Here is a 21,752-nt window from a genome sequence, read left to right as displayed (position 1 = left end):
TCAGGCGCCGGTCATGGCGCGGGACTTGGCGGCCGCGGCGTCCATGGCCGCGGCGATGCCGGCGCGGACGCCGGCACGGTCGAGGGCGGCGACGCCCTCGGCGGTGGTCCCGCCGGGGCTGCACACCGCGGCCCGGGCGAGCGCCGGGTGGTCCCCGGACTCCATCACCAGCGTCGCGGCGCCGCGGACGGTCTGCTCCACCATGCGCGTGGCGAGATCGCGGGTGAGGCCCTGGCGCACCGCCTCGTCGATCATCGCCTCGAGGATGTAGAAGACGAAGGCGGGGGCGCTGCCGGCGGCGCCGATCACGGCATGCACCTGGTCCTCCCGCACCTCCTCGACGACCCCGGAGGTGGCCAGCAGGGCCCGGGCCAGCTCCCGCTGGGCCGCCGGGACCGCGTCGGCGTGCATGAGGGCGGTGACGCCCTCGCCGATGGCCATCGGCGTGTTCGGCATGGCGCGGGTCAGCCGCTCGTGGCCGGGCAGTAGCGCGGCCAGGCGCTCGAGGGAGACGCCGGCGGCCAGGGAGATCACCAGGGTGCGCGCCTCGAGGTGCTCGCGCCCCCCCGGCAGCACGGCGTCGACCTGGTACGGCTTGATGCCGAGCACGAGGACGTCGGCGCGGGCCACGTCCTCGAGGGTCCCGGCGCTCGCGCCGAGCGCGGCGGCGGCGCGCTGCGAGGACTCGGGCGAGGAGTTCACGATCAGGGCGTTCTCGGCGCGGACCCCGGCGGACAGGGCGGCCGTGAGGAAGGCCCCTCCCATGTTCCCGGCGCCCACCATCACGAGGGAGAGCGCGCTGAGGTCCGGTGCTTCGGTGGTGGCTTCGTCCATGACCTCACACTACGGCCGACGGGCCCGCGGCGGCGCGCCCTGCCCGCGCCTGCGCACGAGATCACGCCCGGCCCCGGGCGCCGGCGCGGCAGCGCGGGGGCGCCTCAGGCGCCGGTGCCCCAGTGGGGCGGGACGTCCTGCGCCAGGCGCGCGTCGTTGCTCTCGTCGGTCCCGGGCTCGGGGGCGTCCTCGGCCACCCGGTCGGGGAACAGCGGGGCGCTCCGGCCCGGCGCGGAGGCGGGCTCCTCGTCCTCCCAGGGGATCGGCTTGCCGGTGACCGAGGAGATCACGACCTTGCGGCCCGTGCTCACTGGCGCTCCTGGAAGCGGCGGATCGCGCTGGAGACGGAGACGTCCAGCAGCACGGAGCGCTGCTCGAAGCCGAGGAACCCGCGCACCTCCGCGGCGAGCTGCTCCTCGAGCCGCGCCCGTCCGTCCGAGCAGATGTACTCGACGACCTGGTCGAGGTCCTCGCTCGCGTAGAACGAGAGGGGGTGGCCCGCGGGGATCTGCGGCCGCGGCAGCCGGTGCCGGATGGTCGCGGCGCCCTCCGAGGCGCTGCGCTCCCCGTCGGCGCGCAGCTGCGCGAGCGCCCGGTCCACGGCGCGGCGGATCCGCTCGGCCTCGCCGTCGGGGTCGATGAACAGCGCCCACGACCAGACGCGCTCGGTCGCCCAGCCCAGGGCCTCCAGGCGCTCCGCGCGCAGCCGGTCCCGTTCGCGCTGGCTGCGGGTGCCGACGTAGGTCTCCCCGTCGGTGTCCACCGCGACGAGGAAGCGGCCCGGCAGCTCGGGGTGGCCGAGCGCCAGCTCGATCCGGTCCTCGGTGAGCCCGAAGTCGGCCTCGACGTGCAGCCCCAGGCGCCACAGGCGGTCGGCGAGGTCGCCGAGCAGGGCGTCGGTCTCCAGGGCGCGGGCGGTCGGTGCCGACCCGGCCTCGGTCGGGAGGGCGCCGGCCTGCGCCGGCTCCGCCGCGGGGTCGGGCTGCGGATCCTCCCCGGGCTCCGGCTCGGCGTCCGCGCCGTCGGCTGCTGCGGCGTCGGCGGCCGCGTCGTCGCCCTCGCGCGCGGCGGCCTCGGCGGGGGCCTCGGCCTGCTCGGTCCCGTCGGCGGCCGCCGCCGCGGCGGGGTCGGCGTCGCCGTCCGTGGCCGCATCCGGTCCGGGCGCGGGGTCGGTGGGCTCCGCGTCCGCGGCATCGGCGGCGAGCGCGGCCTCGATCTGGGCGTCCAGCTCCTCCTCGGTGAGCTCCTGCGACGCATCGGCCGCGGGGTCCTCGTCGGTCTCCGCGGGGGCGGGCTGCTCGGCGGCGGCCGCCGCGTCGACGGACACGACGCCGACGGGCGCCTCGGCGCCGGTCTCGGGCAGCACGAGGTCGTCGGGCAGGCCGGCGAGCACGCGCAGCAGGGAGCGGAGGTCGCGGGCACCGTCGGTGCGCAGCCGCGACGGGTCGAGGTCCTCAGGGGTGATCGAGGAGACCACCGTCGTGCGCCCGCGGGCACGGGTGATGACGGAGGCCAGCGCCTTGCGGCCGGCGGGCTCGGAGAGCGGGCCGAAGCGGTGCAGCAGGCGGCCGTGGGGGGTCTTGCCGAAGCCGATGCTCACGATGACGTCATCGCGCACGACCCCGGTGGCCTGCGCCGCCGGCAGCACCGTGAAGTACTCGCGGGCCCCGGCGTCGAAGAAGGCCCGCAGGTCCGGCACCACGGCGACGGTGTGCATGACCCGCTCCATGACGCGGCGGGCGTGCTCGGCGGTGAGGGTGAGCACGGCCAGGGAGCGTTCGGGCCGCGTGCGGGCATGCTCGATGACGAGGTCCGTCACCCGGCGCAGCTCCGCCTCGGTGCTCTCGACGTACTCCATGCCCGCGGTCACCGGCCCGGTCCCGCCCTCGACGACGATCAGCCGGTCCGGCTCGATGCCGAAGGGGCTGGGAGCGGCGAGGATCCCGGGGACGGGGCTGCGGCGCTGGGCGAAGGCGCGCAGGCCCTCGGTCGCCGGGCGCGCGTCGCGCCGCAGCGGCCGATGCGTGGCCACGGCCAGCATGTCGTCCAGGATCACGGGCGCGGACTGGCCCGAGTACTCGAGCGGGTCGCCGACGACCACGGTCTGCTCGGCGCGGGCGATCGCGCTGAGCGCCGCGGCGGTGGGCAGGCGGCCGCCGTCGGCGATGATCACGACGTCGAAGTGCCGCCCCCGCGGGACGATCTGCGGGACGAGGTACGGGGAGGCGAGCCAGGTGGGGCGGGCCCGGAACAGGATGTCCTCGTACTTCGCGGCGAGGTCGCGCACCGAGACCGTCGCCGAGCGGGCCAGCTCCGCGATCGCGGCGCGGGAGGTGTCCGGGAAGGCCTTCATGGTCTCCACGAGGACGTCGTCGCTCGCGGCGCGCACCCGCGAGGAGGACCCGGCGAGGTGCTCGACGTCCAGCCGACGGAAGCGGTCCGCGACCTGCGACAGCGAGGTGCCGTCGTACTGGGAGATGGTGGGCTCCGCGCCCGCGATGAGCTCCAGGACGCTGCGCCACCAGGCGAGGTCCAGCTCCGCGGCCACGGCATCGGCGCCGACGCGGCGCTCGCGCAGGTCCTCGACCAGGTCGCCGAGCCCGTCGAAGCGCAGCCGCCGCTCGAGGGTGGTGCGGCGCGGGAGCGGCTCGAGGTCCTCGCGGTCCGCGTGCAGGCGCTCCAGCCGCTCGGCGAGCACGTCGACGTCGGTCGCGGCGAGGTCGGCGCCCTCCGGCGTGCCCTCGAGCAGGACGTCCAGCTCGTCGACGACGGACTGCAGGGTCCCGGCCAGGTTCTCGGCGGCGGGGAGGGTCTTGGGGACCGAGGGCACGGCGGCGGGATCCGCCGCCGCGCGCCGCCAGCGATCGCGGACCACCTGGATGTCGCGGAGGGCGGTGTGGAGGTCCGGGGCGAGGGAGGCGGGGCGCTGCAGGGAGACCGCGCGGCGGCGCAGCGCACGGCGGGTGCGCCAGCGCAGCTCGATGCCGTGCTCCTGGCGCCAGGGCTTGGTGCCGGTGGCGGCGACCATGTCCTCGAGCTGCGCGTCGAACACGTCGACGTGGAACATGGCGAGCACCTCCCGGACCTGTCCGAGCAGGCGGATCCGGGCCACGAGGTCCTTCAAGGTGCGGGCGTCCTGCAGGCCGATCTGCGACCCGGTCGCGGCGATGGCGCGGCGCAGCGCCGGCACCAGGTCCTCCCGCAGCCGCGTCACCAGCGCGAGGGCGCGCTCGGACTGGGTCGAGGAGCTGATGGAGGCGCCGAACCAGGCGGTGTCCTCCGGTCCGGTGCTCAGCAGGCCGACCGCGGCCGCCTCGCGGAGGGAGTCGGCGAAGGCCTGCCGCTGCTCGCCGACCATGCGGGAGGCGACCTCGGCGTCCAGGCGCACGGCGGTCCGGGGCGCGGGCCGCAGCCGGGTGAGGGCGGCCAGCGCCGACAGCGCGTCGTGGGCGGAGACGCCCCAGGGCTCCTGCACGCGGTGCATCGCCTCGACGTGCCCGGTGAGGGTCTCCCGGGCCTGGACGAGCTCCGGGGGCTCCTCGGCGTCGATGGGCCGATGCACGGAGCCGGCGCCCCGCAGGCTCTGCAGCAGCGCCGCGGAGGCGTTGCGCTGCAGGGCCGGGTCCGGGGAGAGGTCGAACAGCAGGTCGCCGAGGCCCCGGGATCCGGCATCGGCCTTCAGCTGGGAGAGGTGGCGGCGGCGCTGGGAGACGACCAGCACGCTGCGGCCGCGGGCGTTGAGCTCGGCGGCGAGGTCGACGACGAGGTCCAGGACCTCCGCGCCGGGCGGGGTGGTCAGGGCCAGGTGCGCGCCGCCCAGGACGTGCTCGAGGGCCTCGTGGCGGTCGGGGTCGACGGCGGCGACGAGCTCGTGCTCGGGCACGGGCTGCGGGGTCGATCCCGCCTCGGCGAGCTTCCGCCGTGCGTCGGGGTCCCCCGCGAGCGCGGCGACGAGGTCGTGGTCGATCCACTCGGGGCGATCCGCGGCGAGATCATCGGCCAGGGGGCCGGCGGCGTCCATGAGGTTGCCGACGACCAGCGCGTGGGAGACGCGGAAGCCGGGCAGCGGCTGGCCGAGGGCCCGGAAGGCGTCCAGCACCGGGTTGGGGTCGAAGCCGTAGGCGCCGTCGGTCGTGCCCAGCAGCGCGCGGGCGTCCACCGCGACGCCCGCCTCGCGCAGGGCGCGCAGCAGCACCGGGTTGAGGTCCACGGTGGCGTCGAGGTCGAGGTCGACGTCCTCGCGGGCGTTGCCCCGCAGGCGCAGGGTGATGGGTCGCACCAGCACGGGGGCCTGCAGCGGCCGGCCGCCGTCCTCGGGGATCCAGGTGGCCTCGCCGATGCCCAGGTGGCAGGTGGTCAGGCCGACCTCCTCCGCCTGCCGCTGGGCGGTCTCGCGGATCGCCCGGGCGTGGGCGCGCGCGTCGGCCAGCGCCCCCACCTCCCGCACCAGGGAGGACAGCCGGGTGGGGCCGCGGCCGGCCAGCAGCTGCGCCAGGCCGGAGGGGTGGGAGTGGGTGAGGTCCAGGACGTGGTCGCCCTCGCGCATGTGGGTGAGGAAGGAGGTCGCGCGGGTGGTGCCGGCGATCTGCTGGGACCAGCGGTCCAGGGCGTCGCCCACGCGATCGGCGCGGCTCAGCGGCACCAGGTCCGATCGGCGGGGCGGGAGGTCGTCCTCGTCCTGCTCGGGGGCGACGTCGGCGTGCACGGCCCCGGTGTGGTGGCGCACCGCGAACTCGACATCGCCCTCGGGGCGCGCCTCGCCCCCGGGGCGCGCGGCCTGGTCCTCCGGCGCGGCCGGCGTCCCGGCGGGGGCTCCGGCGCCCGGGGTCTCGAGGGTCTTCGCCGGGCCGGCGCTGCGCGGACGCTCCTGGCGCACGGGCTCCGTCGCGGGCTCGGTCCGCTTCCTCGAACGCAGCTTCTTCCACATGGTCACGACGGTACCGGGCCGGGCGCCGCCGGGACCGGAGGCGTGCCGTGGCCGGCGGGAGGTGTACGGCACGCGCCGGATCAGACCTCGTGCAGGCGCACCGAGGTCTCCTGGAGGTGGCGGCGCAGCTCCTCGTCCAGCTCCCCGGCGATCACGAGGTCGGTCAGGGCGCCGATGGGGCAGATCCCGGCCATGGCCCGCTCGCCGATCTTGTCGGCGGTGGCGAGCCCCACCACGCGGCGGGAATGACCGATCATCGTCCGCGTCACCCCGGCCTCCGCATCGGAGTGGCAGGTCAGACCGGCCTGCACGTCCAGGCCGATCATGCCCACGAACATGATGTCCAGCCACAGGTCGCGCATCGTCGCGGTCGCGAGCGGACCGGTCAGCTCGAAGGAGTGCGGCTCGGCGACCCCGCCGAGGACGACGGTGCGGATCGCGGGCCGCAGCACCGCGTCGATCGCGATGTTCAGGGCCGCGCAGACGACGGTCAGGCCCGGACGGCCGTCGCGGGAGTCCATGTCGGGGCGGGAGACGACGGTGCGGGCCGTCGCGGTCGTGGAGCGGCCGCCGTTGAAGCCGACGATCTGGCCGGGCTCGACGAGCCCGGCGGCGAAGTCCGAGACCCGCTCGCGGGCATCGGCCGCCTGGTCCCCGGCGCGGGCGTTGATGGCCAGCGAGTAGGCGACGTCGATCGCGACGATGCCGCCGTGGGTGCGGCGGGCCAGCTGGGCGCGCTCCATCTCCACGAAGTCGCGGCGGACCGTCGACTCGCTGATCCCGAGCTCCTGGGCGACCTCGCTGACGCCGAGGCGCTTGTCCCGCGCGAGCATCGCCAGCACCTGGTCCCACCGGGAGCTCTTGTCCATCATCGTCGGGTCCTTCCGCCGTGGTCTGGGTCGATCCTCAGTATGCGGGACACGCCGGATCCGGCTCTTTCGGTTGTCCGAGACCATTTCGTGACCTACGGTGGGTGGCGTCGGCCACAGTCAGGCCGGTGCTTCGACAGGAGGAGACATCCATGAAGTTCGACGACGCGCTGAACAAGGCCAAGGATCTCGCCAGCGAGAACCCGGACCAGGTGGACGCGGTCACCGAGGCCGTGACCGACAAGATCAAGGAGAGGACGCCCGACCAGGTCGACGGCTACGTCGACCAGGGCGCCGAGGCCGCTCGCGATCAGCTCGGGCTGGGTGGCGACGAGCAGCAGAACTGAGCCTTCCGGCTCTCCGAGCCTCCGGGCTCCCACTGGATAGAGGAGCGCCCGATGCCGCAGCATCGGGCGCTCCTCGCCGTCCGGAAGGCGGGGCCTCCGCTCAGCGTCGCCCGGAGCGACCCGCCCGCAGCGCGATGACCACGCCGATCACCACGATCACCCCGAGGCCCAGGAAGACCGGCAGCAGCGCGTCGTTCCCCTCCTCGACCTCGGGAGCGGCCTCGGCCGCAGGCTCGGAGCTCGGCGCCGCGGTCGTCTCGACGGCCGGGGATTCCTCCGCGGGGCTCGCGCTCTCGGTGGGCTCCTCGGTCGCGGCGTCATTCTGGACGGCGATCGCGAAGGTCCCCTCGATGGGGTGCCCGTCGGAGGAGACCACCCGCCATTGCACCGTGTAGTCGCCCGCGGGGAGCGGCTCGTCGAGCGCCAGGGTCGCCGTGGTCCCGTCGATGGTCGGCGTCTCCTCGAGGACGGTCTGCTCCTGCGCGTCGACGATCCGCACCACCGGGGAGACGTCCATGACGTCCGCGGAGAAGGTCAGCGTGATCGCCTCGGGACTCGCCTCCAGCTGGGCGCCGTCCTCCGGGTCGGAGGAGACCAGGTGGTCGTGCGCGAACGCGGGCGCCGCGGCGCCCATCACGAGCAGGACGGGCAGCAGCGCGAGGGCGAGCAGCGCCGGCAGACGACGGAGGGAATGCGGAAGTTCGAGGATCACAGGGCCGCACCCTAGCCCTCGGGGCTGGGATCCCGGGTCAGGAATCTCGCGCCGGGGACCGGTCGCGGAGGCCCGTGCCCGCCGCGCCCGGCCCGGACCCGCGGCGGGACCGCCCCGCGGGCGAGGGCGCCGTCGAGCACCGCACGGGCCGACGTGAGGACGGGCATACCCTGGGGCACCGCGGCGGCGCGGCGCGGACCGTGGACTACGATGGTGCGCGGCGTGCCGCGAGAGCGGCCCCATGCCCCCGTAGCTCAGGGGATAGAGCACCGCTCTCCTAAAGCGGGTGTCGGCAGTTCGAATCTGCCCGGGGGCACAAGAGAAAGCATCGGATCGGGCGGCGACGGAGTGAGGCAGAGCACGCGGGAGGACCGACGAGCGTGGTCGCGGTTCTGCTGCGCGCTCGCCGCGGGCGGCATCGCGGCCGTGATCGCAGGGGTTCTCCATCACTCCACCGAGACGAGAGAAGCCGTCGAAGCGCTCTGCACGCAGGTCGCCCAGCACGCGAACCCCGGGAGCGACATCGATGTCCGTTCCACCGAGCGCCTCAGCGGCACGCAGTATCTGATCTCCGGGACGATCACTCGTCCGAGCACGGCAACCACCGGCTTCGACTGCGTCGCCTCGTCGGACCTCCATGGCGGCTGGGGCGCGGAGATGGGACGCCGCGCCGCACCGAAGTAGCACCGCTCCGGGCCGCGGCGTCCCCAGCACCGCAGCCTCTGTCAGCTCCGCAGATCAGCGCCGAGCACGGCGACGCGGCAGCAGCGCGAGCGCCAGCGCGCCGGCGACCACCGTCGCCGCCCCCGCGCCGGCGAGGATCATCGCCTGCGGGGCGAGGTCCGCGGCCAGCCGTGCCTCGAACACCTGCAGCAGGGGGCCGATGAAGTCCGCCTGGTCCAGGCGGTCCGGGACCAGGGTCTCGACCTGCACGGTGAGCAGCCAGACCGCCGCCGCGGCGAGGATCGCCGCGACGCCGGCGCCCGCGAGGGCCGCCCGCCGGTGGCCGGCCACCAGCACGGCGAGCACGGCGCAGGCCAGCGCCGCCCAGCCCAGCCGCGGGCCCCACACGTCCAGGACGGCGAGCTTCTCCAGCACGCTGCCGCCGGGGATGGTCGCGATCGTGAACGGCAGCGACTCGGGGGCGTCCAGGTCCAGCAGCGGCACCACCTCCTCGACCCGGGTGAGGAGGGCATCGGCCGCCGGGGCGAGATCGACCACCACATCGTCCGCCCCCGGGGTCAGCAGCGCGTGGTGGACCTGCACCATCGCCGCGCGCCACATGGTGTCGTACGCCTCCGTCTCGGAGAGCCTGGCGGCCTGCTCCTGGGCGACGGGCTCGACGCGGTCCGCGATCCAGCCGGGGATCCGCCCATCGTCCAGCAGGGCCGCGACGGCCTGGTCGGTCAGGGTGGTCCGGAACTCCGGGTCATCGGCCAGCGGCTGGGTGATGGCGAGGAAGCCGTCCTGGTCCACCACATGGTCGGCGATCCAGAGGGCCGGCAGCCACAGGGCTCCCAGCACCGTGGCCGCGAGCAGGAGGAGCGAGGCCAGGGCATCGCGCAGAGAGGTCATGGACGGCACCGTAGCGGCCCCGCCTGGACGGCCCCGGCGCACCCGGCGGCTCGGCCGGGCGGCCGCCGCGACGCGCACGGCCCCGCACCGGGCAGGTGCGGGGCCGTGCGGGATGCGTCGGTGTCAGCGAGGTCCGGTTCAGCCGATCCGGTAGTAGGACCAGTCGCCGGAGTAGATGTCGCGCTCGGTGGTGTCCACGCGGGGGTTGCCCGCGTCGACGAAACGACCGTCGCCGGCGTAGATGCCGATGTGGCCGGGCTTGTACACGAGGTCGCCGGGGCGGGCCTCGGAGCGGGAGATCCTGGTGCCCTGGGCGACCTGCGAGCCGGCGGAGTGCGGCAGCGAGATGCCGTGCTGGCCGTACACCCACTGCACGAAGCCGGAGCAGTCCCAGCCGCTGGGGTCGTCGCCGCCCCACACGTAGGGGACGCCGATGCCCGAGCGGGCGGTGGCGAGGATGCTGCTGCCCTTGGCGGCGGAGGGCGCCGGGGAGGACTTCTCCTTCTCCTCGGACGTGGAGGAGGACTCGTCCTCGGAGTCGGAGGACTCCTCGGAATCGGAGCGGGAGGAGGACTCGTCGGAGTCGGACTCCTCGGAGTCGGAGCTGTCGGAGTCGCGGGAGGACTCGCCGGAATCGGAGGAGGACTCCTCGGACTCGTCGGCCCCGTCCTCGGAGGACTGCTCCTCGGAGGAGTCCTCGGCCTGCTCGGCGTCCTCCTCCGGGGCCTCGACGACCTCGGGCTCGGGCTCGGGGACGGTCACGGTGAGCGCGGGGGCCTCGAGCGCGACCAGGCCGGTCGCCTCGGTCTCGGCGGCGGCGTCGACGGCGGGGATGTTCACGGGCTCGACGGCGGCGGGGACGATCACGGCCGGCGCGGCGGCGGCATCAGCCTGGACGTCGGCGGTGACGGCGTCGGACTCCCCGTCGGCGGTCGCGGCGGCGGCTCCGCCGAAGAGCATCCCGGCGGCCACGGCGGCACCTGCGGCGGCGCGCCCAGCGCGCACGACCGGCGTCACCGTCCGCATCGGGCGGCGATGGGTGTTCTTCGCAGTATTCGACACGATGTCGCTCCCCTGCCCCGAGCGTTCCGCTCCCGCGCACTGTGCTGATGTGGACCCCAGGCTCGGTGCGCGGTGGGCTGCCGGGCGGGGATGCCCGGACATGGTCCGGGCACGTGCTCGACCCTATGCGGCGCACCCCCGCGCGCCCCGCTCAGGTACAGGGTCTGGGGAAGAGCTTGACGCTTCCTTTACTGCCGGGTGAGCGGCGTCACAGCGAGCTGACCTGCGACGTGATCGGAGACCTCGAGGACCTCGCCGTCGGCGACCTGCAGCGCGTAACCGCGGCCCAGGCGCTCCGCGTCGACGTCCACGCCCGGCCGGAGGCCGTGACGTGCGAGCTCGTCCAGGACCTCGGACTCGCTCTGCGCCCATTCGCCGATCCGGTCGAGCCGGACGGACATGCGGGTGCCGTCGGGCGCATCGCCCAGCAGCACGCTGAGCAGCTTGGGCCGGTCTTTACCCTCGGGGGTGAGGGCCGTCTCCTGCGCCGGGAGGTCGGCCAGGCCGAGCTCCGCCAGTCCGGGGATGGGATTGCCGTAGGGATCGAGGTACGGGGCATCGATGCGCTCGGCGATGCGCTTCTCGACCTCGAGGCTCATCACGTGCTCCCAGCGGCAGGCCTCCTCGTGCACGAGCGCGTACTCCAGGCCCAGGTGGTCCAGCAGGTGGCGCTCGGCCAGACGGTGCTTGCGCATCACCGAGGTGGCGCGCGACCAGCCCAGCTCCGTGAGACGGATGTGGCGCTCCTCGTCGAGGTGCAGCAGGCCGTCGCGCTCCATGCGGGCGACGGTCTGCGAGACGGTCGGGCCGCTGTGCCCCAGACGCTCGGCGATCCGGGCGCGCATGGGCGGGATGTGCGCCTCCTCGAGCTCGAAGACCGTCTTCAGGTACATCTCGGTCGTATCGATCAGGTCGCCGCTCACGTGTGCTCCTCCGCCTGCCGTATCTCGCCGCTCCCGCCGGAGCGCATCACCGACGATCCTACGTCCCCGCGCCGACGCCCGGGCCCTCTCGCGCTCTGCCCGCCGCGAAGCGGCCCGCGGTCGGCCCCGGGGAGGCCCCGGGGAGGCCCTGGAGAGGACCGGGCGTGCACGGGAGGGCCGCTGCCTCGGCCGGCCCGGCCCGGCTCGGCCCGGCTCGGATGCGACGGGACCCCGCCGGCAGGTGCCGACGGGGTCCCGGGTGCGGCGCGCGGCCGCGGAGGATCGGGGCGGGTCAGAGGCCCGCGATGATCTCCCGCATGAGCTCCGCGGTCTCGGTGGGCGTCTTGCCGACCTTGACCCCGGCGGCCTCGAGGGCCTCCTTCTTCGCCTGCGCGGTGCCGGCCGAGCCAGAGACGATCGCGCCCGCGTGGCCCATGGTCTTGCCCTCGGGGGCGGTGAAGCCCGCGACGTAGCCGACCACCGGCTTGGACATGTTGTCCTTGATGTAGGCGGCCGCACGCTCCTCCGCGTCGCCGCCGATCTCGCCGATCATCACGACGCCGACGGTGTCGGGATCGGCCTCGAAGGCGGCCAGCGCATCGATGTGCGTGGTGCCGATGACCGGGTCGCCGCCGATGCCGATGCAGGTGGTGAAGCCGATGTCCGAGAGCTCGTACATCATCTGGTAGGTCAGGGTGCCCGACTTCGAGACCAGGCCCAGCTTGCCGGGACCGGTGATGTTCGCCGGGGTGATGCCCGCGTTTGACTTCCCGGGGCTGATGATGCCCGGGCAGTTGGGGCCGATGATGCGGGTGGCGCCCTTGGCCTGGGCGTAGTTGAAGAACTCCGCGGAGTCCTTCACCGGGATGCCCTCGGTGATCACGATCAACAGCTCGATGCCCGCGTCGATGGCCTCGATCGCGGCGGCCTTGGCGAACTTCGGCGGCACGAAGACGACCGAGACGTTCGCGCCGGTGGCCTCCATGGCCTCGGCGACCGTGCCGAAGACGGGCACGGAGACGCCGCCGTCGAACTCGACCTGCTGGCCGGCCTTGCGCGGGTTCACGCCGCCGACGATGTTCGTGCCCGAGGCGAGCATGCGCTGGGAGTGCTTCATGCCCTCCGAGCCCGTCATGCCCTGCACGATGACCTTGCTGGAGTCGTCAAGGAAGATAGACATGGTGGGAGGAGCTCACTTTCCGTTCGCGGCCAGAGCGGCGACCTGCGCGGCCCCGCCGTCCATGGTGTCGGCCAGGGTGACCAGGGGGTGGTTCGCCTTCTCGAGGATGGCGCGCCCCTCCTCGACGTTGTTGCCGTCCAGGCGGACGACCAGCGGCTTGTTCTCGCTCTCGCCGAGCTTCTCGAGGGCGCCGACGATGCCGTTGGCGACCGCGTCGCAGGCGGTGATGCCGCCGAAGACGTTCACGAAGACCGCCCGGACCTGCTCGTCGCCGAGGATCACCGAGAGGCCGTTGGCCATCACCTCGGCGCTCGCGCCGCCGCCGATGTCGAGGAAGTTCGCGGGCTTGACCCCGTGCTCCTCGCCGGCGTACGCGACGACGTCCAGGGTGGACATGACCAGCCCCGCGCCGTTGCCGATGATGCCGACCTCGCCGTCGAGCTTGACGTAGTTGAGGTCCAGCGCCTTGGCCTTGGCCTCGAGCGGATCCTCGTCCTTCGCGTCCACCAGGGCGGCGTGGTCCTCGTGGCGGAACTCGGCGTTCTCGTCCAGGGTCACCTTGCCGTCGAGCGCGACGATGTCGCCCGCACCGGTCTTGACCAGCGGGTTGACCTCGACGAGGGTGGCGTCCTCCTCGCGGTAGACGTCCCACAGCTTCTGCAGCACGGGGGCGACCTTGGCGCCGGTCTCGGCGTCGAACCGCGCCGCCTCGACGATCTCCTTCGCCTTCGCCTCGTCGATGCCGACGTTCGGGTCCACGGCCACGCGGGCCAGGGCCTCGGGGCGCTCGACGGCGAGCTGCTCGATCTCCACGCCGCCCTCGACCGAGCACATGGCCAGGTAGTTGCGGTTCGCCCGGTCCAGCAGCAGCGAGAAGTAGTACTCCTCGGCGATGTCGGCACCGGCCGCGATCATCACGCGGTGCACGGTGTGCCCCTTGATGTCCATGCCGAGGATCTCGGCGGCCTTCGCCTCCGCCTCCTCGGGGGACTTGGCGATCTTCACGCCGCCGGCCTTGCCGCGGCCGCCGGTCTTCACCTGGGCCTTGACCACCACGACGGGGGTGCCCAGCTGCTGCGCCGCAGCCTTGGCAGTTGCAGGATCCTCCGCGACGACTCCTCCGAGCACGGGCACTCCGTGCTTCTCGAAGAGATCACGGGCCTGGTATTCGAACAGGTCCACGGGATTCTCGTCCTCTCGCTGTCGACAGCGGACGGCGGGCCGTCATCGGCCGGGGAGCCGTCCCTGGGAACATCTCCACCTTAGTCGCGGCCGGCCGATGGTACGGACACGGCGGTGTGATCCGGCACCCCGTTCACCCTGTGGTCGTCTCGCGGGCACGGTCTCGTCGCCCGTCGGGCCCCGCCCAGCGGACCCGGCTACCATGCCGGGGTGCCCCGACAACCCCGCAGCTTCGTCCAGCGCATCCGCGACCAGCTCGGTGCCAGCCTTGTGATGCTGCTCGTGCTGTTCATCCTGCTGCGCGTCGTCGGCGTCCGCTCCACCGTGGCGAGCTTCGTGCTCTCCCTGGTGATCACGGTCGGCCTGAACGTGGCGCTGTCCTACTACCACGAGCACCGGGCGTCCCGTCCCTCGCCTCCGCCGCGCGGCGGGGGCGACATCCGCTGGCGCGACGACGATGACCCCCGACGCTGAGCGACGCCCTCGAGGAGGAGAGCATGGCTGACTGGAGGACCTACGCGAAGGCCGCCCGGAACACGGCGCGCAAGCAGGCCCCGGACCTCGCCCGGCAGGCGCAGGAGTCCACCCGGCGCAGCTCGCAGCGCGCCGGCGCCTATGCGCGGGCCGCGGGGAAGGCGCTGGACGAGGGCACCCGGGATTCGCGGCGCCGCGCCCGCCGGGATGCGGCCGCCTACGCCACCGTCGCCGGGCGCAGGATCCGCGAGGCGAACCTCGGGCGCCGGCTGCTCGCGGCGTTCCGCGACGCGGTGCTCATGGGTCTGTCGATCCTCATCATCTGGTTCGTCGTCACCCGCACCGGCGTGCAGATCCCGATCCAGGTCGTGCTGGTGCTGGTCCTGGGGATCATGGCGCTGCGCTTCGGCTGGGTGCTGCTGGAGTCCCTGCGCTCCGAGGACGAGGACCCGGACGACGAGGACCCGGACGGGGACGACCTGGACGGGGACGACGCCCCGCGGCGCCGCGATGTCTGAGCAGCCGCCGGCCGGGCTGCATCACCTGGAGCTGTGGACCCATGACCTCGGACCGGCCGAGGCGTCCTTCGGATGGCTGCTGACCCGCCTGGGCTGGACCGCCGAACGGGTCGAGGGCTGGGACCGGGGGCGGATCTGGCGGCATGCCTCGGGCCCCTACATCGTGCTGGAGCAGTCCGGGGACGGCCGCGGCACGCGGCACGACCGCCTCTCCCCCGGCCTGAACCATCTGGCGCTGACCTGCCCCGACGGCGAAGCCCTGGACGCCCTGCGCGACCAGGCCCCCGCGCACGGCTGGACCGAGCTGTTCGCGGACGCCTACCCGCACGCCGGCGGAGCGGACCACACCGCCTGGTACGCCGAGAACGCGGAGGGCTTCGAGGTCGAGGTCGTCGCCCCGCCGCTCAGAGCTTCGTGATCGGGGCGTAGCGCAGCAGCAGGCGCTTGCGCCCGTGCGGGGCCTTGAACTCCACCTCGACCTGCGTCTTCTCGTCCAGCCCCGAGACCTCGGTGACCGTGCCCATGCCGAAGGAGTCGTGGGTGACCCGGTCCCCCACGGCGAGGGAGGGCAGCTTGGCCGTGGGCGTCGGGGTGCGGCCCGAGCCGAAGGACGGGCGGCTGACGTCGCGCCGCCCGCCGCCCACGCCGACCCCGGTGACGGAGGGTCCGCGGCGCCCGCCGCCGTAGCCGCCCGAGCCGCCGTACCCGCCGGAGCTGCCGTAGCCGCCCGAGCCGGAGAACCCGGCGCCCGAGAGGGTCGAGCCGGCGCGCGCCACGTCCAGGGTCTCCTCGGGGATCTCGTCGAGGAAGCGGCTGCCCGGGAAGAACTGCGGGGCGCCCCAGGTCGCGCGCATCTGGGCGCGGGTGATGTACAGCTTCTCGCGGGCGCGCGTGATGCCGACGTAGGCGAGGCGGCGCTCCTCCTCGAGCTGCTCGGGGTCGGTGAGGGTGCGCTGGTGCGGGAAGGTGCCGTCCTCCAGGCCGGTGAGGAAGACGACGGGGAACTCGAGGCCCTTGGCGGTGTGCAGCGTCATCAGGGTGACGAACTGGTCCTCCTGGCCCGGGAGCTGGTCCGCGTCCGCGACGAGGGAGACCTTCTCCAGGAACTGGTCGATGAGGGTCGCCTCCGGGTCGTCCCCGGCGAGCAGGGCCGCATCGGGCGCGACGTCCTCGCCGGGAGCCGCATCCGCCCCGGCGCCGGGCGCCGCATCGGCGCCGGCGGCGCCCTCGGGCCCGGCGGTCGCGTCCTCGCCCTCGAGGTCCTCGAACTCGCTGCCGGCGGCGGCGACGGCCTCCATCTGCGCCTCGAACTCGGCGGCGACGCTGACCAGCTCGGCGAGGTTCTCCAGCCGGGACTCGTCCTGCGGGTCGTCGCTCTTCTGCAGCTCCTCGTAGTAGCCGGACTTCTGCAGGATCGCCTCGAGCACCTCGGCCGGCCCCTCGCCCCGCTCGAGCAGCTCGCCGAGCTCCTCGAGCATGGCCACGAACCGGCGCACGGCGCTGAGGGAGCGGGTCGCGATGCCCGGGGCCTCCTCCGCGCGGCGCAGAGCCTCCGCGAACCCGATCCGCTCCTGCTCGGCCAGCAGGGCGATCGCGGCCTCCGCCCGGTCGCCGATGCCGCGCTTGGGGACGTTGAGGATACGGCGCAGGTTGATCTCGTCGGCCGGGTTGGTGAGGACGCGCAGGTAGGCGATGGCGTCCTTGATCTCGCGGCGCTCGTAGAAGCGGGTCCCGCCGATGACCCGGTAGGGCAGGCCGACGCGGATCAGCTGGTCCTCGAGCGCGCGGGACTGGGCGTTGGCGCGGTAGAAGATCGCCACGTCGGAGGCCTTGCGGCCGGCATCGACGAGGGCGTCGATCTGGCGGCCGATGTACCGCGCCTCGCTCTGCTCGTCGTCCGCGACGTACAGCGTGATCTTCTCGCCGGCGCCGTGGTCGGTCCACAGGTTCTTCTTGCGCCGCCCCTGGTTCTCCTCGATGACGGCGTTGGCCGCGGTGAGGATGTTCTGCGTGGAGCGGTAGTTCTGCTCGAGCACGATGGTGCGGGCCGAGGGGAAGTCCTCCTCGAACTCGACGATGTTGCGGATCGTCGCGCCCCGGAAGGCGTAGATCGACTGGTCGGAGTCGCCCACGACGGTGAGGTCGGCGTGCGGGTCGTCCCCCACCAGCTCGCGCACCAGGGCGTACTGCGCGGGGTTGGTGTCCTGGTACTCGTCGACCATCACGTGGCGGAAGCGGCGGCGGTAGCCCTCGCGGATCGCGGGGTTCTCGCGCAGGAGGTTCACGGTGAGGCCGATGATGTCGTCGAAGTCGACGGCGTTGGCCTGGCGCAGGCGCTCGGTGTACGCGGTGTACACCTGGGCGATCGAGCGGTCCCAGGGGTTCTTGGACGCCTCGGCCTGATCGGCCCAGTCGATCGGGTCGACGAGGTCGTTCTTCAGGGTGGAGATGCGGCTGGCGATGCCCCGCGGCGGGTTCTTCTTGACGTCGAGGCCGAAATCCTTGGCGATGTTCGTGATCAGCCGCAGGGAGTCCGCGGAGTCGTAGATCGTGAAGGAGCTCTTCAGGCCGGCGGCCTGGGCGTCGCGGCGCAGGATCCGCACGCAGGCGGAGTGGAAGGTCGACACCCACATGCTGCGCGCGACGGGGCCCACCAGCTCGGCCACGCGCTCCTTCATCTCGGCGGCGGCCTTGTTGGTGAAGGTGATCGCGAGGATCTCCCCGGGCAGGGACTGCCCCGAGCGCAGCAGGTGCGCGATGCGACGGGTGAGAACGCGGGTCTTGCCCGAGCCGGCGCCGGCGACGATGAGCAGCGGGCTGCCGCGGTGCTCGACGGCCTCGCGCTGCGGCGGGTTCAGGCCCTCGACCAGCTCGGCGAGGCCGGCCCCGACCTCCTCCGGCGCGGCCCAGGGACGACGCGCAGCGCCCGCGGGGCCGTGCGGCCCCGGGCCCGTCGCGCCGTGCGCCGGGGCCCACTGCGGGTCCCGGTCCTCCGGCGGCGGCGGGACGTCCTCCGGATCCGGCGGGGCCTGGTCGTCGTCCGGCGGGGGCGGGAGCTCGTCCTCGCGCGGCGGGGCGTCGGCGTCCCTCGGCGGGGCGTCCTCGTACGGCGGGGCGGCATCGGGCGCCGCGGGGGCGTCGGCGTCCGACGCGCTCGCGGGAACCGCCCGCACCCCTTCCAGGCGTCGGAAGGCATCGGGCAGCGAGAAATCGTCGAACAGAGTCATGGCTCCCCCAGGATAGGCGCGCGCCCGGACGCACGAGCGCCCCGCGCCGTCGCTGTGGACGACCGGCGCGGGGCGGCGGGGGGCCGGGGCCGCTGGTCCTGGGGGCGCCGCGGGCCCGGCCGGGCCCGCGGGCGGCTCAGGCGCCGATGTGGAACACGGCGATGATCACGTTGATCACGATCCCGGCGGGGATCGCGAACCACACGGCGGCCGGGGTCTGCGGCCCCTGGCGCCGCGCCACGAAGGCGCTGATCGCCACGATCAGGGCGAACACGAGCTTGAGGGTGTACCAGAGGTGGCCGCCGCCCCCGGTCGCCATGCCGATCGCCATCAGCACGACGCCGAACGCGAGCGCACCGGCGGCGGCATGGAACATGCCGGGGTTCGGCTCCTTGGTGCGCGCGGCGGCGACCCAGGTGCCCAGCGCGACGGCCCAGCAGAGGAGGTGGAGGACGACGAGGATCCCGATAAGAGCTGACATGGTGTCAGCATACTCGGGGGCCGCCGCTCCGGCCCGGACGTCGCTCCCCCGCGTGCGAGAATCACAGCCATGGCCGAACTCGACCTCCCCGAGGACCTCGTCGCGGATCTCGAGCGTCGGCCGCGGGCAGGCCGGCGCCGCGTGATCACCGCCGCGGCCTCCGCCGTCCTCCTGGTCCTCGTCCTGGCCCTGGGGCTCCCCTGGCTCGCCGGCGCCTCCTGGCCGCAGATCCTCGCCGAGCTCGGGCGCCTGCCCGCCGGGGTGATCGCGGCCGCGATCGGCCTGGGGCTGCTGGCCCTGGTCCTGGAGACCCTGTCGCTGCGCGCCGTGGTCCCCGGCAGCCGCACCGCCCGCCTGCTCCCGGCGTACGCGGCGACCTCCGCGATGAGCATCGCGATCCCGGGCGGCGCCCTGCTGGGGACCGGCATGCTGGGCTGGCTGCTGCGGCGGGGCGGGCTGGGCGTGAGCACGATCGTCCTCGGACTGCTCGCCTTCTCCCTCGGCGACCTCGCCGTCACCGCCGTGCTGGTCCCCGGGGCGGGGCTGGTCGCCTACGTCGTGGCGGGCGCACAGCTGGACCTGCCGGGGACCTGGGCGGCCGCGCTGGTCGCCGCGGCCGGAGGCGTCCTGTCCCTCGCCGCGGTCGCCGTCGTCCTCTCGCGGCCGCTGGTGGCGGCCGTGGCCGAGCGCCTGTCCCCGCTGGTGCCCGCGGCCGCCGCGGCCGTGGACGTGCGCGACGCGCTGCTGGTGCTGCTGCGCCGCCGCGGCGCGGCGCTGCTGGCGGGCCAGATCGGCGCGCGCCTGGCGCACCTGCTCGTGCTGCTGCTGGCGCTGCGGGCCGTGGACGCGGATCTCTCCGTCGCTGCGGCGGTCGCGGTCTTCGCGCTGGGCCGGGTGGTGGCGATGGTGCCGCTGACCCCGGGCGGCGCCGGGGTGACCGAAGCGGTCGGCGCCGCCTCGCTGATCGCGCTGGGGGTCCCGGGGGCCGATGCGGCCGCGGCGGCCCTGGTGCTCATGGTCTCCACGGTGATCGTCCCGGTCGCGGCCGGAGCCCTGGCCGCAGCAGCCGGCGCCCTGCGGTCGGGCGGGCCGGGCTCGCAGGGGCCGCGCCCGGAGGGGCCTGGCAGGCAGGGGCCGCGCTCGGAGGGGCCGGCTCAGTCCTCGTCCTCGTAGCCCGGTGTGGCCGCGCCGAGGGTCTCGGAGGGGTGCGGCGGGACCGCCCGGCCGCGCGGGCTCAAGGGGTAGCCGCCGATGCTCGCCCCGAGGTCGTGCCCGCGGAAGGCGATCACCTGGCGCACCTGCTCGACCTGCTCGCGGGCCCGGTCGCCGCGCCCCAGGAAGCCCGCCCCCGCATAGCCGCCCATCCGGCGGCCGCTGGCACGCTCCGCGGCGGCGGCCGCCGCCTCGAGGCGGTCGTGGTCGGCGCGCAGCGCGCGGACCAGGGCGCCGATGCCCGGGTAGACCTCCTCGACCCAGGTCTCGTGCACCACTCCGCCCTCGAGGGCGGACATCCCCCGGGCCAGGCGCAGGCGCAGCAGGGTCAGCCGGTCCGCGGCGCGGCGGTGCGCCGCGGCGAGCCGGTGCAGGTCATCGGGCGCTGCGGCCACGGTCCACCTCCCCGTCGATGCGCGGCGGGAGCACCTGGCCCCGACGCGGCGTGCACGCTCACGGGCGTCCCGGCGGGACGTCCCGAGTCATCGTAGGACCGATGTCCGGGAGTTCCCTCAGCCAGTCCTCGACGATCTCCAGGGCCCGCCTGCGCACCGCCGGGGCGGAGAGGAAGACGTCGTGGCGCGCCCCGTCGACGGGCTCGATGCGCACCGACGGCCCCAGCTGGCGGGCGGCCGCAGCGATGGTCCGCACGTTCAGCACGATGTCGGCCTCGGCCATGTCGGAGCGGAAGCGCAGCCCGAACACCGAGCGGGACGAGTGGAGCACGAGGGTGGGGACGGCGAGGGGCCCGCCGCGGCGCAGTCGCGCCTGCCCCTCGAGCACGGCGCTCAGCGTGCAGGCCGGGAAGTCGTGGCCGCCCGGCGGCTTCCAGCGCAGCGAGTAGGGCGTCTCGCCGCCGAACAGGGCATGGGTGGTGCGGGTGTAGTGCGTCGATCCGCGGGGCAGCACCCGTGCCGTCGGCGCCCGTTGCGCCAGGGCGCGCAGCGCGGGGCGGATCGCCTCCCGGGCGGCGGCGCCGGCGTGGAACTCCAGCCACGGGGAGTTCAGCACCAGCGCGCGCACCGTCCCCGGGCGGCGCTGCGCCCACAGCGCGGCCGTGAGGCCGCCGGTGGAGTGGGCGAGCAGGACCGGGGGACGGTCCCGGCCGATCAGGTCCAGCATCGCCGCGATCTCGGCGTCGTACTCGGACAGGTCCCGCACCGCGGTGGGGGTCTGCCCGGGCAGGAGGCTGCGCCCGTGCTTGCGCAGGTCCACTCCCCACACGTCGAAGCCTCGTGCATACAGATGCAGCATGAGGCGGCGGTCCAGCACGTAGTCGGACCAGCCGTGGATCAGCAGCACCGGGATGCGACGGCGCTGCGCGGCCTGCGCCGCGCCGCGCGAGGCGGCAGGTCCGGGCAGGCAGCGCACCGCCACCGCCCGCAGCGGGCCCTCCTCGTCCTCGCCGAGGTCCAGCGTCCGGCAGCGGAAGCCCGCGCCCAGGACGTCCCGGCGCCACCCGGCATCGCTCGTCCTGCGACGGGCGGCGCGCGTCACGGAGAGGGGCTCAGAGGCTCTCTGCCTGCAGGTTCTCCTGCAGGAGCTTCTCCACCTCGTCGCGGCGGTAGCGTCGATGACCGCCGAGGGTGCGCAGCGAGGACAGCTTCCCGGACTGGGCCCAGCGGGTCACCGTCTTGGGATCGACGCGGAAGAGCTTCGCGACCTCGGCCGGCGTCATGAGACTGCCGATCGACGCCGTCGCAACATCGTGGTTCTCCGCGGATGCAGCCATCGGGGGTGTCCCCTCCTCGTTCTCGGGGCGCGGCCACGCCCGCCCATCGTCACAGTCATGTCGTGAACAGCAAGCCTACGCCCTCGGATACCGCTTTCGGAGCTCTCGTCGCCTCGACGCCCCTCCCTGTCCGGCATCGGCGCCGACGTGAGCGCGACCTCACGCCGTTCGGGTTACCGCCCCACGGCGCGTTCGTTGTAAGGTTGGGTTCCGAAATCACTGCCATCTTCCGGGCCGCCTCGCCCGCACCCGACGCACAGGGGGTCAGATCCATGGGTCGTGGCCGACAGAAAGCCAAGCAGACTAAGGTGGCTCGGGACCTCAAGTACTACAGCCCGCCCACCGACCTCACCGCGCTCCAGCGCGAGCTGCAGTCGAAGGCCTCCGCGAACGAGGAGCAGGGCGACTGGGACGACGAGGGGACCGACGAGTGGGCGGATGATTCGCCCGCATCGGCGCGGCGACGCTGACGCCCCCACCCCGCGGGCTCCGCACCA

The 21,752-nt window shown here is 74.3% G+C and carries 22 protein-coding genes and 1 tRNA gene; 8 read left to right on the top strand and 15 right to left on the bottom strand.

Translation table 11 applies throughout. From position 1 onward, the window contains the following. From proC to BF93_RS05870, 4 genes are all read right to left on the bottom strand, one after another. Nucleotides 1–834, bottom strand: coding sequence for a pyrroline-5-carboxylate reductase (gene proC / locus BF93_RS05885; RefSeq protein WP_051486598.1), 834 nt, complete (start codon nt 832–834; stop codon nt 1–3). Nucleotides 835–938: 104 nt separating this feature from the next. Next, nucleotides 939–1,145, bottom strand: a complete 207-nt coding sequence (locus BF93_RS05880; RefSeq protein ID WP_038371276.1) for a hypothetical protein — start codon at nt 1,143–1,145, stop codon at nt 939–941. Then, nucleotides 1,142–5,761, bottom strand: a complete 4,620-nt coding sequence (locus BF93_RS05875) for a DUF4011 domain-containing protein (protein WP_038371454.1) — start codon at nt 5,759–5,761, stop codon at nt 1,142–1,144. The genes BF93_RS05880 and BF93_RS05875 overlap by 4 nt, the downstream gene beginning before the upstream one ends. An 80-nt stretch (nt 5,762–5,841) precedes the next feature. Continuing rightward, nucleotides 5,842–6,633 (bottom strand): DeoR/GlpR family DNA-binding transcription regulator, encoded by a 792-nt coding sequence (locus BF93_RS05870; RefSeq protein WP_051486597.1) that lies wholly within the window; start codon nt 6,631–6,633, stop codon nt 5,842–5,844. Between the two features lie 149 nt (nt 6,634–6,782). Between BF93_RS05870 and BF93_RS05865 the strand changes: the two genes are divergently transcribed. Beyond that, nucleotides 6,783–6,977 (top strand): antitoxin, encoded by a 195-nt coding sequence (locus tag BF93_RS05865; RefSeq protein WP_038371275.1) that lies wholly within the window; start codon nt 6,783–6,785, stop codon nt 6,975–6,977. Between the two features lie 100 nt (nt 6,978–7,077). On the opposite strand, the gene BF93_RS05860 is transcribed toward BF93_RS05865, so the two are convergent. After that, entirely contained in the window at nt 7,078–7,689 is a 612-nt protein-coding gene (locus BF93_RS05860) for a copper resistance CopC family protein (protein WP_051486596.1), read from the bottom strand. 243 nt (nt 7,690–7,932) lie between these two features. On the opposite strand from BF93_RS05860, the gene BF93_RS05855 reads away from it, so the two are divergent. Both BF93_RS05855 and BF93_RS05850 read left to right on the top strand, forming a co-directional pair. Then, a tRNA-Arg gene (locus BF93_RS05855) sits at nt 7,933–8,005 on the top strand. A gap of 32 nt (nt 8,006–8,037) precedes the next feature. Next, nucleotides 8,038–8,373 carry a hypothetical protein gene (locus tag BF93_RS05850; RefSeq protein ID WP_038371274.1) on the top strand — a complete coding sequence of 112 codons (336 nt, stop codon included), beginning with the start codon at nt 8,038–8,040 and terminating at the stop codon, nt 8,371–8,373. Nucleotides 8,374–8,427: 54 nt separating this feature from the next. Here the strand turns inward: BF93_RS05850 and BF93_RS05845 are convergent, their stop codons facing one another. The 5 genes from BF93_RS05845 to sucC all read right to left on the bottom strand — a co-directional run bounded on the left by BF93_RS05845 (nt 8,428) and on the right by sucC (nt 13,611). Then, the gene (locus BF93_RS05845) at nt 8,428–9,264 is read right to left on the bottom strand and encodes a hypothetical protein (protein ID WP_038371273.1); all 837 of its coding nucleotides are present in this window, start codon (nt 9,262–9,264) and stop codon (nt 8,428–8,430) included. Nucleotides 9,265–9,402: 138 nt separating this feature from the next. Beyond that, a complete protein-coding gene (locus tag BF93_RS05840; protein ID WP_038371272.1) occupies nt 9,403–10,326 on the bottom strand; it encodes a C40 family peptidase in 924 nt (307 codons plus the stop codon). A 188-nt stretch (nt 10,327–10,514) separates the two neighbouring features. Continuing rightward, complete coding sequence (locus BF93_RS05835; RefSeq protein ID WP_038371271.1) at nt 10,515–11,249, bottom strand: metal-dependent transcriptional regulator; 735 nt, start codon at nt 11,247–11,249, stop codon at nt 10,515–10,517. A 292-nt stretch (nt 11,250–11,541) separates the two neighbouring features. Then, on the bottom strand, nt 11,542–12,429 hold the full coding sequence (sucD, locus tag BF93_RS05830) for a succinate--CoA ligase subunit alpha (protein WP_038371270.1): 888 nt from the start codon (nt 12,427–12,429) through the stop codon (nt 11,542–11,544). A 12-nt stretch (nt 12,430–12,441) separates the two neighbouring features. Continuing rightward, on the bottom strand, nt 12,442–13,611 hold the full coding sequence (gene sucC / locus BF93_RS05825) for an ADP-forming succinate--CoA ligase subunit beta (protein WP_038371269.1): 1,170 nt from the start codon (nt 13,609–13,611) through the stop codon (nt 12,442–12,444). 210 nt (nt 13,612–13,821) lie between these two features. On the opposite strand from sucC, the gene BF93_RS05820 reads away from it, so the two are divergent. The 3 genes from BF93_RS05820 to BF93_RS05810 are packed head-to-tail and all read left to right on the top strand — an operon-like array spanning nt 13,822 to nt 15,021. After that, entirely contained in the window at nt 13,822–14,085 is a 264-nt protein-coding gene (locus tag BF93_RS05820) for a hypothetical protein (protein ID WP_038371268.1), read from the top strand. 23 nt (nt 14,086–14,108) lie between these two features. Next, complete coding sequence (locus BF93_RS05815; RefSeq protein WP_051486595.1) at nt 14,109–14,603, top strand: hypothetical protein; 495 nt, start codon at nt 14,109–14,111, stop codon at nt 14,601–14,603. Then, entirely contained in the window at nt 14,596–15,021 is a 426-nt protein-coding gene (locus BF93_RS05810) for a VOC family protein (protein ID WP_038371266.1), read from the top strand. Before BF93_RS05815 ends, BF93_RS05810 begins: the two co-directional genes overlap by 8 nt. On the opposite strand, the gene BF93_RS05805 is transcribed toward BF93_RS05810, so the two are convergent. Together BF93_RS05805 and BF93_RS05800 are read right to left on the bottom strand one after the other, a co-directional pair. Beyond that, nucleotides 15,008–17,830 carry a UvrD-helicase domain-containing protein gene (locus tag BF93_RS05805; RefSeq protein WP_038371264.1) on the bottom strand — a complete coding sequence of 941 codons (2,823 nt, stop codon included), beginning with the start codon at nt 17,828–17,830 and terminating at the stop codon, nt 15,008–15,010. The genes BF93_RS05810 and BF93_RS05805 overlap by 14 nt on opposite strands. Before the next feature lie 136 nt (nt 17,831–17,966). Further along, a complete protein-coding gene (locus tag BF93_RS05800) occupies nt 17,967–18,311 on the bottom strand; it encodes a hypothetical protein (protein WP_038371261.1) in 345 nt (114 codons plus the stop codon). Between the two features lie 69 nt (nt 18,312–18,380). Between BF93_RS05800 and BF93_RS05795 the strand changes: the two genes are divergently transcribed. After that, nucleotides 18,381–19,484: a lysylphosphatidylglycerol synthase domain-containing protein gene (locus BF93_RS05795; protein WP_051486594.1), complete on the top strand. Its 1,104-nt coding sequence runs from the start codon at nt 18,381–18,383 to the stop codon at nt 19,482–19,484. Here the strand turns inward: BF93_RS05795 and BF93_RS05790 are convergent. Genes BF93_RS05790 through BF93_RS18860 form a run of 3 tightly spaced genes read right to left on the bottom strand, consistent with a single transcriptional unit; the run spans nt 19,466 to nt 21,255 of the window. After that, entirely contained in the window at nt 19,466–19,918 is a 453-nt protein-coding gene (locus BF93_RS05790; RefSeq protein WP_038371260.1) for a hypothetical protein, read from the bottom strand. The genes BF93_RS05795 and BF93_RS05790 overlap by 19 nt on opposite strands. 58 nt (nt 19,919–19,976) lie before the next feature. Further along, entirely contained in the window at nt 19,977–21,020 is a 1,044-nt protein-coding gene (locus BF93_RS05785) for an alpha/beta hydrolase (RefSeq protein WP_051486593.1), read from the bottom strand. 10 nt (nt 21,021–21,030) lie between these two features. Next, on the bottom strand, nt 21,031–21,255 hold the full coding sequence (locus BF93_RS18860) for a BldC family transcriptional regulator (RefSeq protein ID WP_051486592.1): 225 nt from the start codon (nt 21,253–21,255) through the stop codon (nt 21,031–21,033). Between the two features lie 272 nt (nt 21,256–21,527). Here BF93_RS18860 and BF93_RS05780 point away from each other — a divergent pair, with 272 nt between their 5' ends. Then, nucleotides 21,528–21,725: a DUF3073 domain-containing protein gene (locus BF93_RS05780; RefSeq protein WP_038371258.1), complete on the top strand. Its 198-nt coding sequence runs from the start codon at nt 21,528–21,530 to the stop codon at nt 21,723–21,725. Nucleotides 21,726–21,752: the final 27 nt, after the last annotated feature.

This window comes from Brachybacterium phenoliresistens, assembly GCF_000576425.1.
Lineage (GTDB): Bacteria > Actinomycetota > Actinomycetes > Actinomycetales > Dermabacteraceae > Brachybacterium > Brachybacterium phenoliresistens.
Note: the sequence above shows the minus strand (reverse complement) of the source record. Positions and strands in the feature narration are given on the sequence as shown.

Bases quoted from the DNA above. Each gene is read 5' to 3' on its own strand.
- proC (WP_051486598.1), bottom strand. From the start codon at position 834: ATGGACGAAGCCACCACCGAAGCACCGGACCTCAGCGCGCTCTCCCTC.
- BF93_RS05875 (WP_038371454.1), bottom strand. From the start codon at position 5,761: ATGTGGAAGAAGCTGCGTTCGAGGAAGCGGACCGAGCCCGCGACGGAG.
- BF93_RS05870 (WP_051486597.1), bottom strand. From the start codon at position 6,633: ATGATGGACAAGAGCTCCCGGTGGGACCAGGTGCTGGCGATGCTCGCG.
- BF93_RS05865 (WP_038371275.1), top strand. From the start codon at position 6,783: ATGAAGTTCGACGACGCGCTGAACAAGGCCAAGGATCTCGCCAGCGAG.
- BF93_RS05845 (WP_038371273.1), bottom strand. From the start codon at position 9,264: ATGACCTCTCTGCGCGATGCCCTGGCCTCGCTCCTCCTGCTCGCGGCC.
- sucD (WP_038371270.1), bottom strand. From the start codon at position 12,429: ATGTCTATCTTCCTTGACGACTCCAGCAAGGTCATCGTGCAGGGCATG.
- BF93_RS05815 (WP_051486595.1), top strand. From the start codon at position 14,109: ATGGCTGACTGGAGGACCTACGCGAAGGCCGCCCGGAACACGGCGCGC.
- BF93_RS05810 (WP_038371266.1), top strand. From the start codon at position 14,596: ATGTCTGAGCAGCCGCCGGCCGGGCTGCATCACCTGGAGCTGTGGACC.
- BF93_RS05805 (WP_038371264.1), bottom strand. From the start codon at position 17,830: ATGACTCTGTTCGACGATTTCTCGCTGCCCGATGCCTTCCGACGCCTG.
- BF93_RS05800 (WP_038371261.1), bottom strand. From the start codon at position 18,311: ATGTCAGCTCTTATCGGGATCCTCGTCGTCCTCCACCTCCTCTGCTGG.
- BF93_RS05795 (WP_051486594.1), top strand. From the start codon at position 18,381: ATGGCCGAACTCGACCTCCCCGAGGACCTCGTCGCGGATCTCGAGCGT.
- BF93_RS18860 (WP_051486592.1), bottom strand. From the start codon at position 21,255: ATGGCTGCATCCGCGGAGAACCACGATGTTGCGACGGCGTCGATCGGC.
- BF93_RS05780 (WP_038371258.1), top strand. From the start codon at position 21,528: ATGGGTCGTGGCCGACAGAAAGCCAAGCAGACTAAGGTGGCTCGGGAC.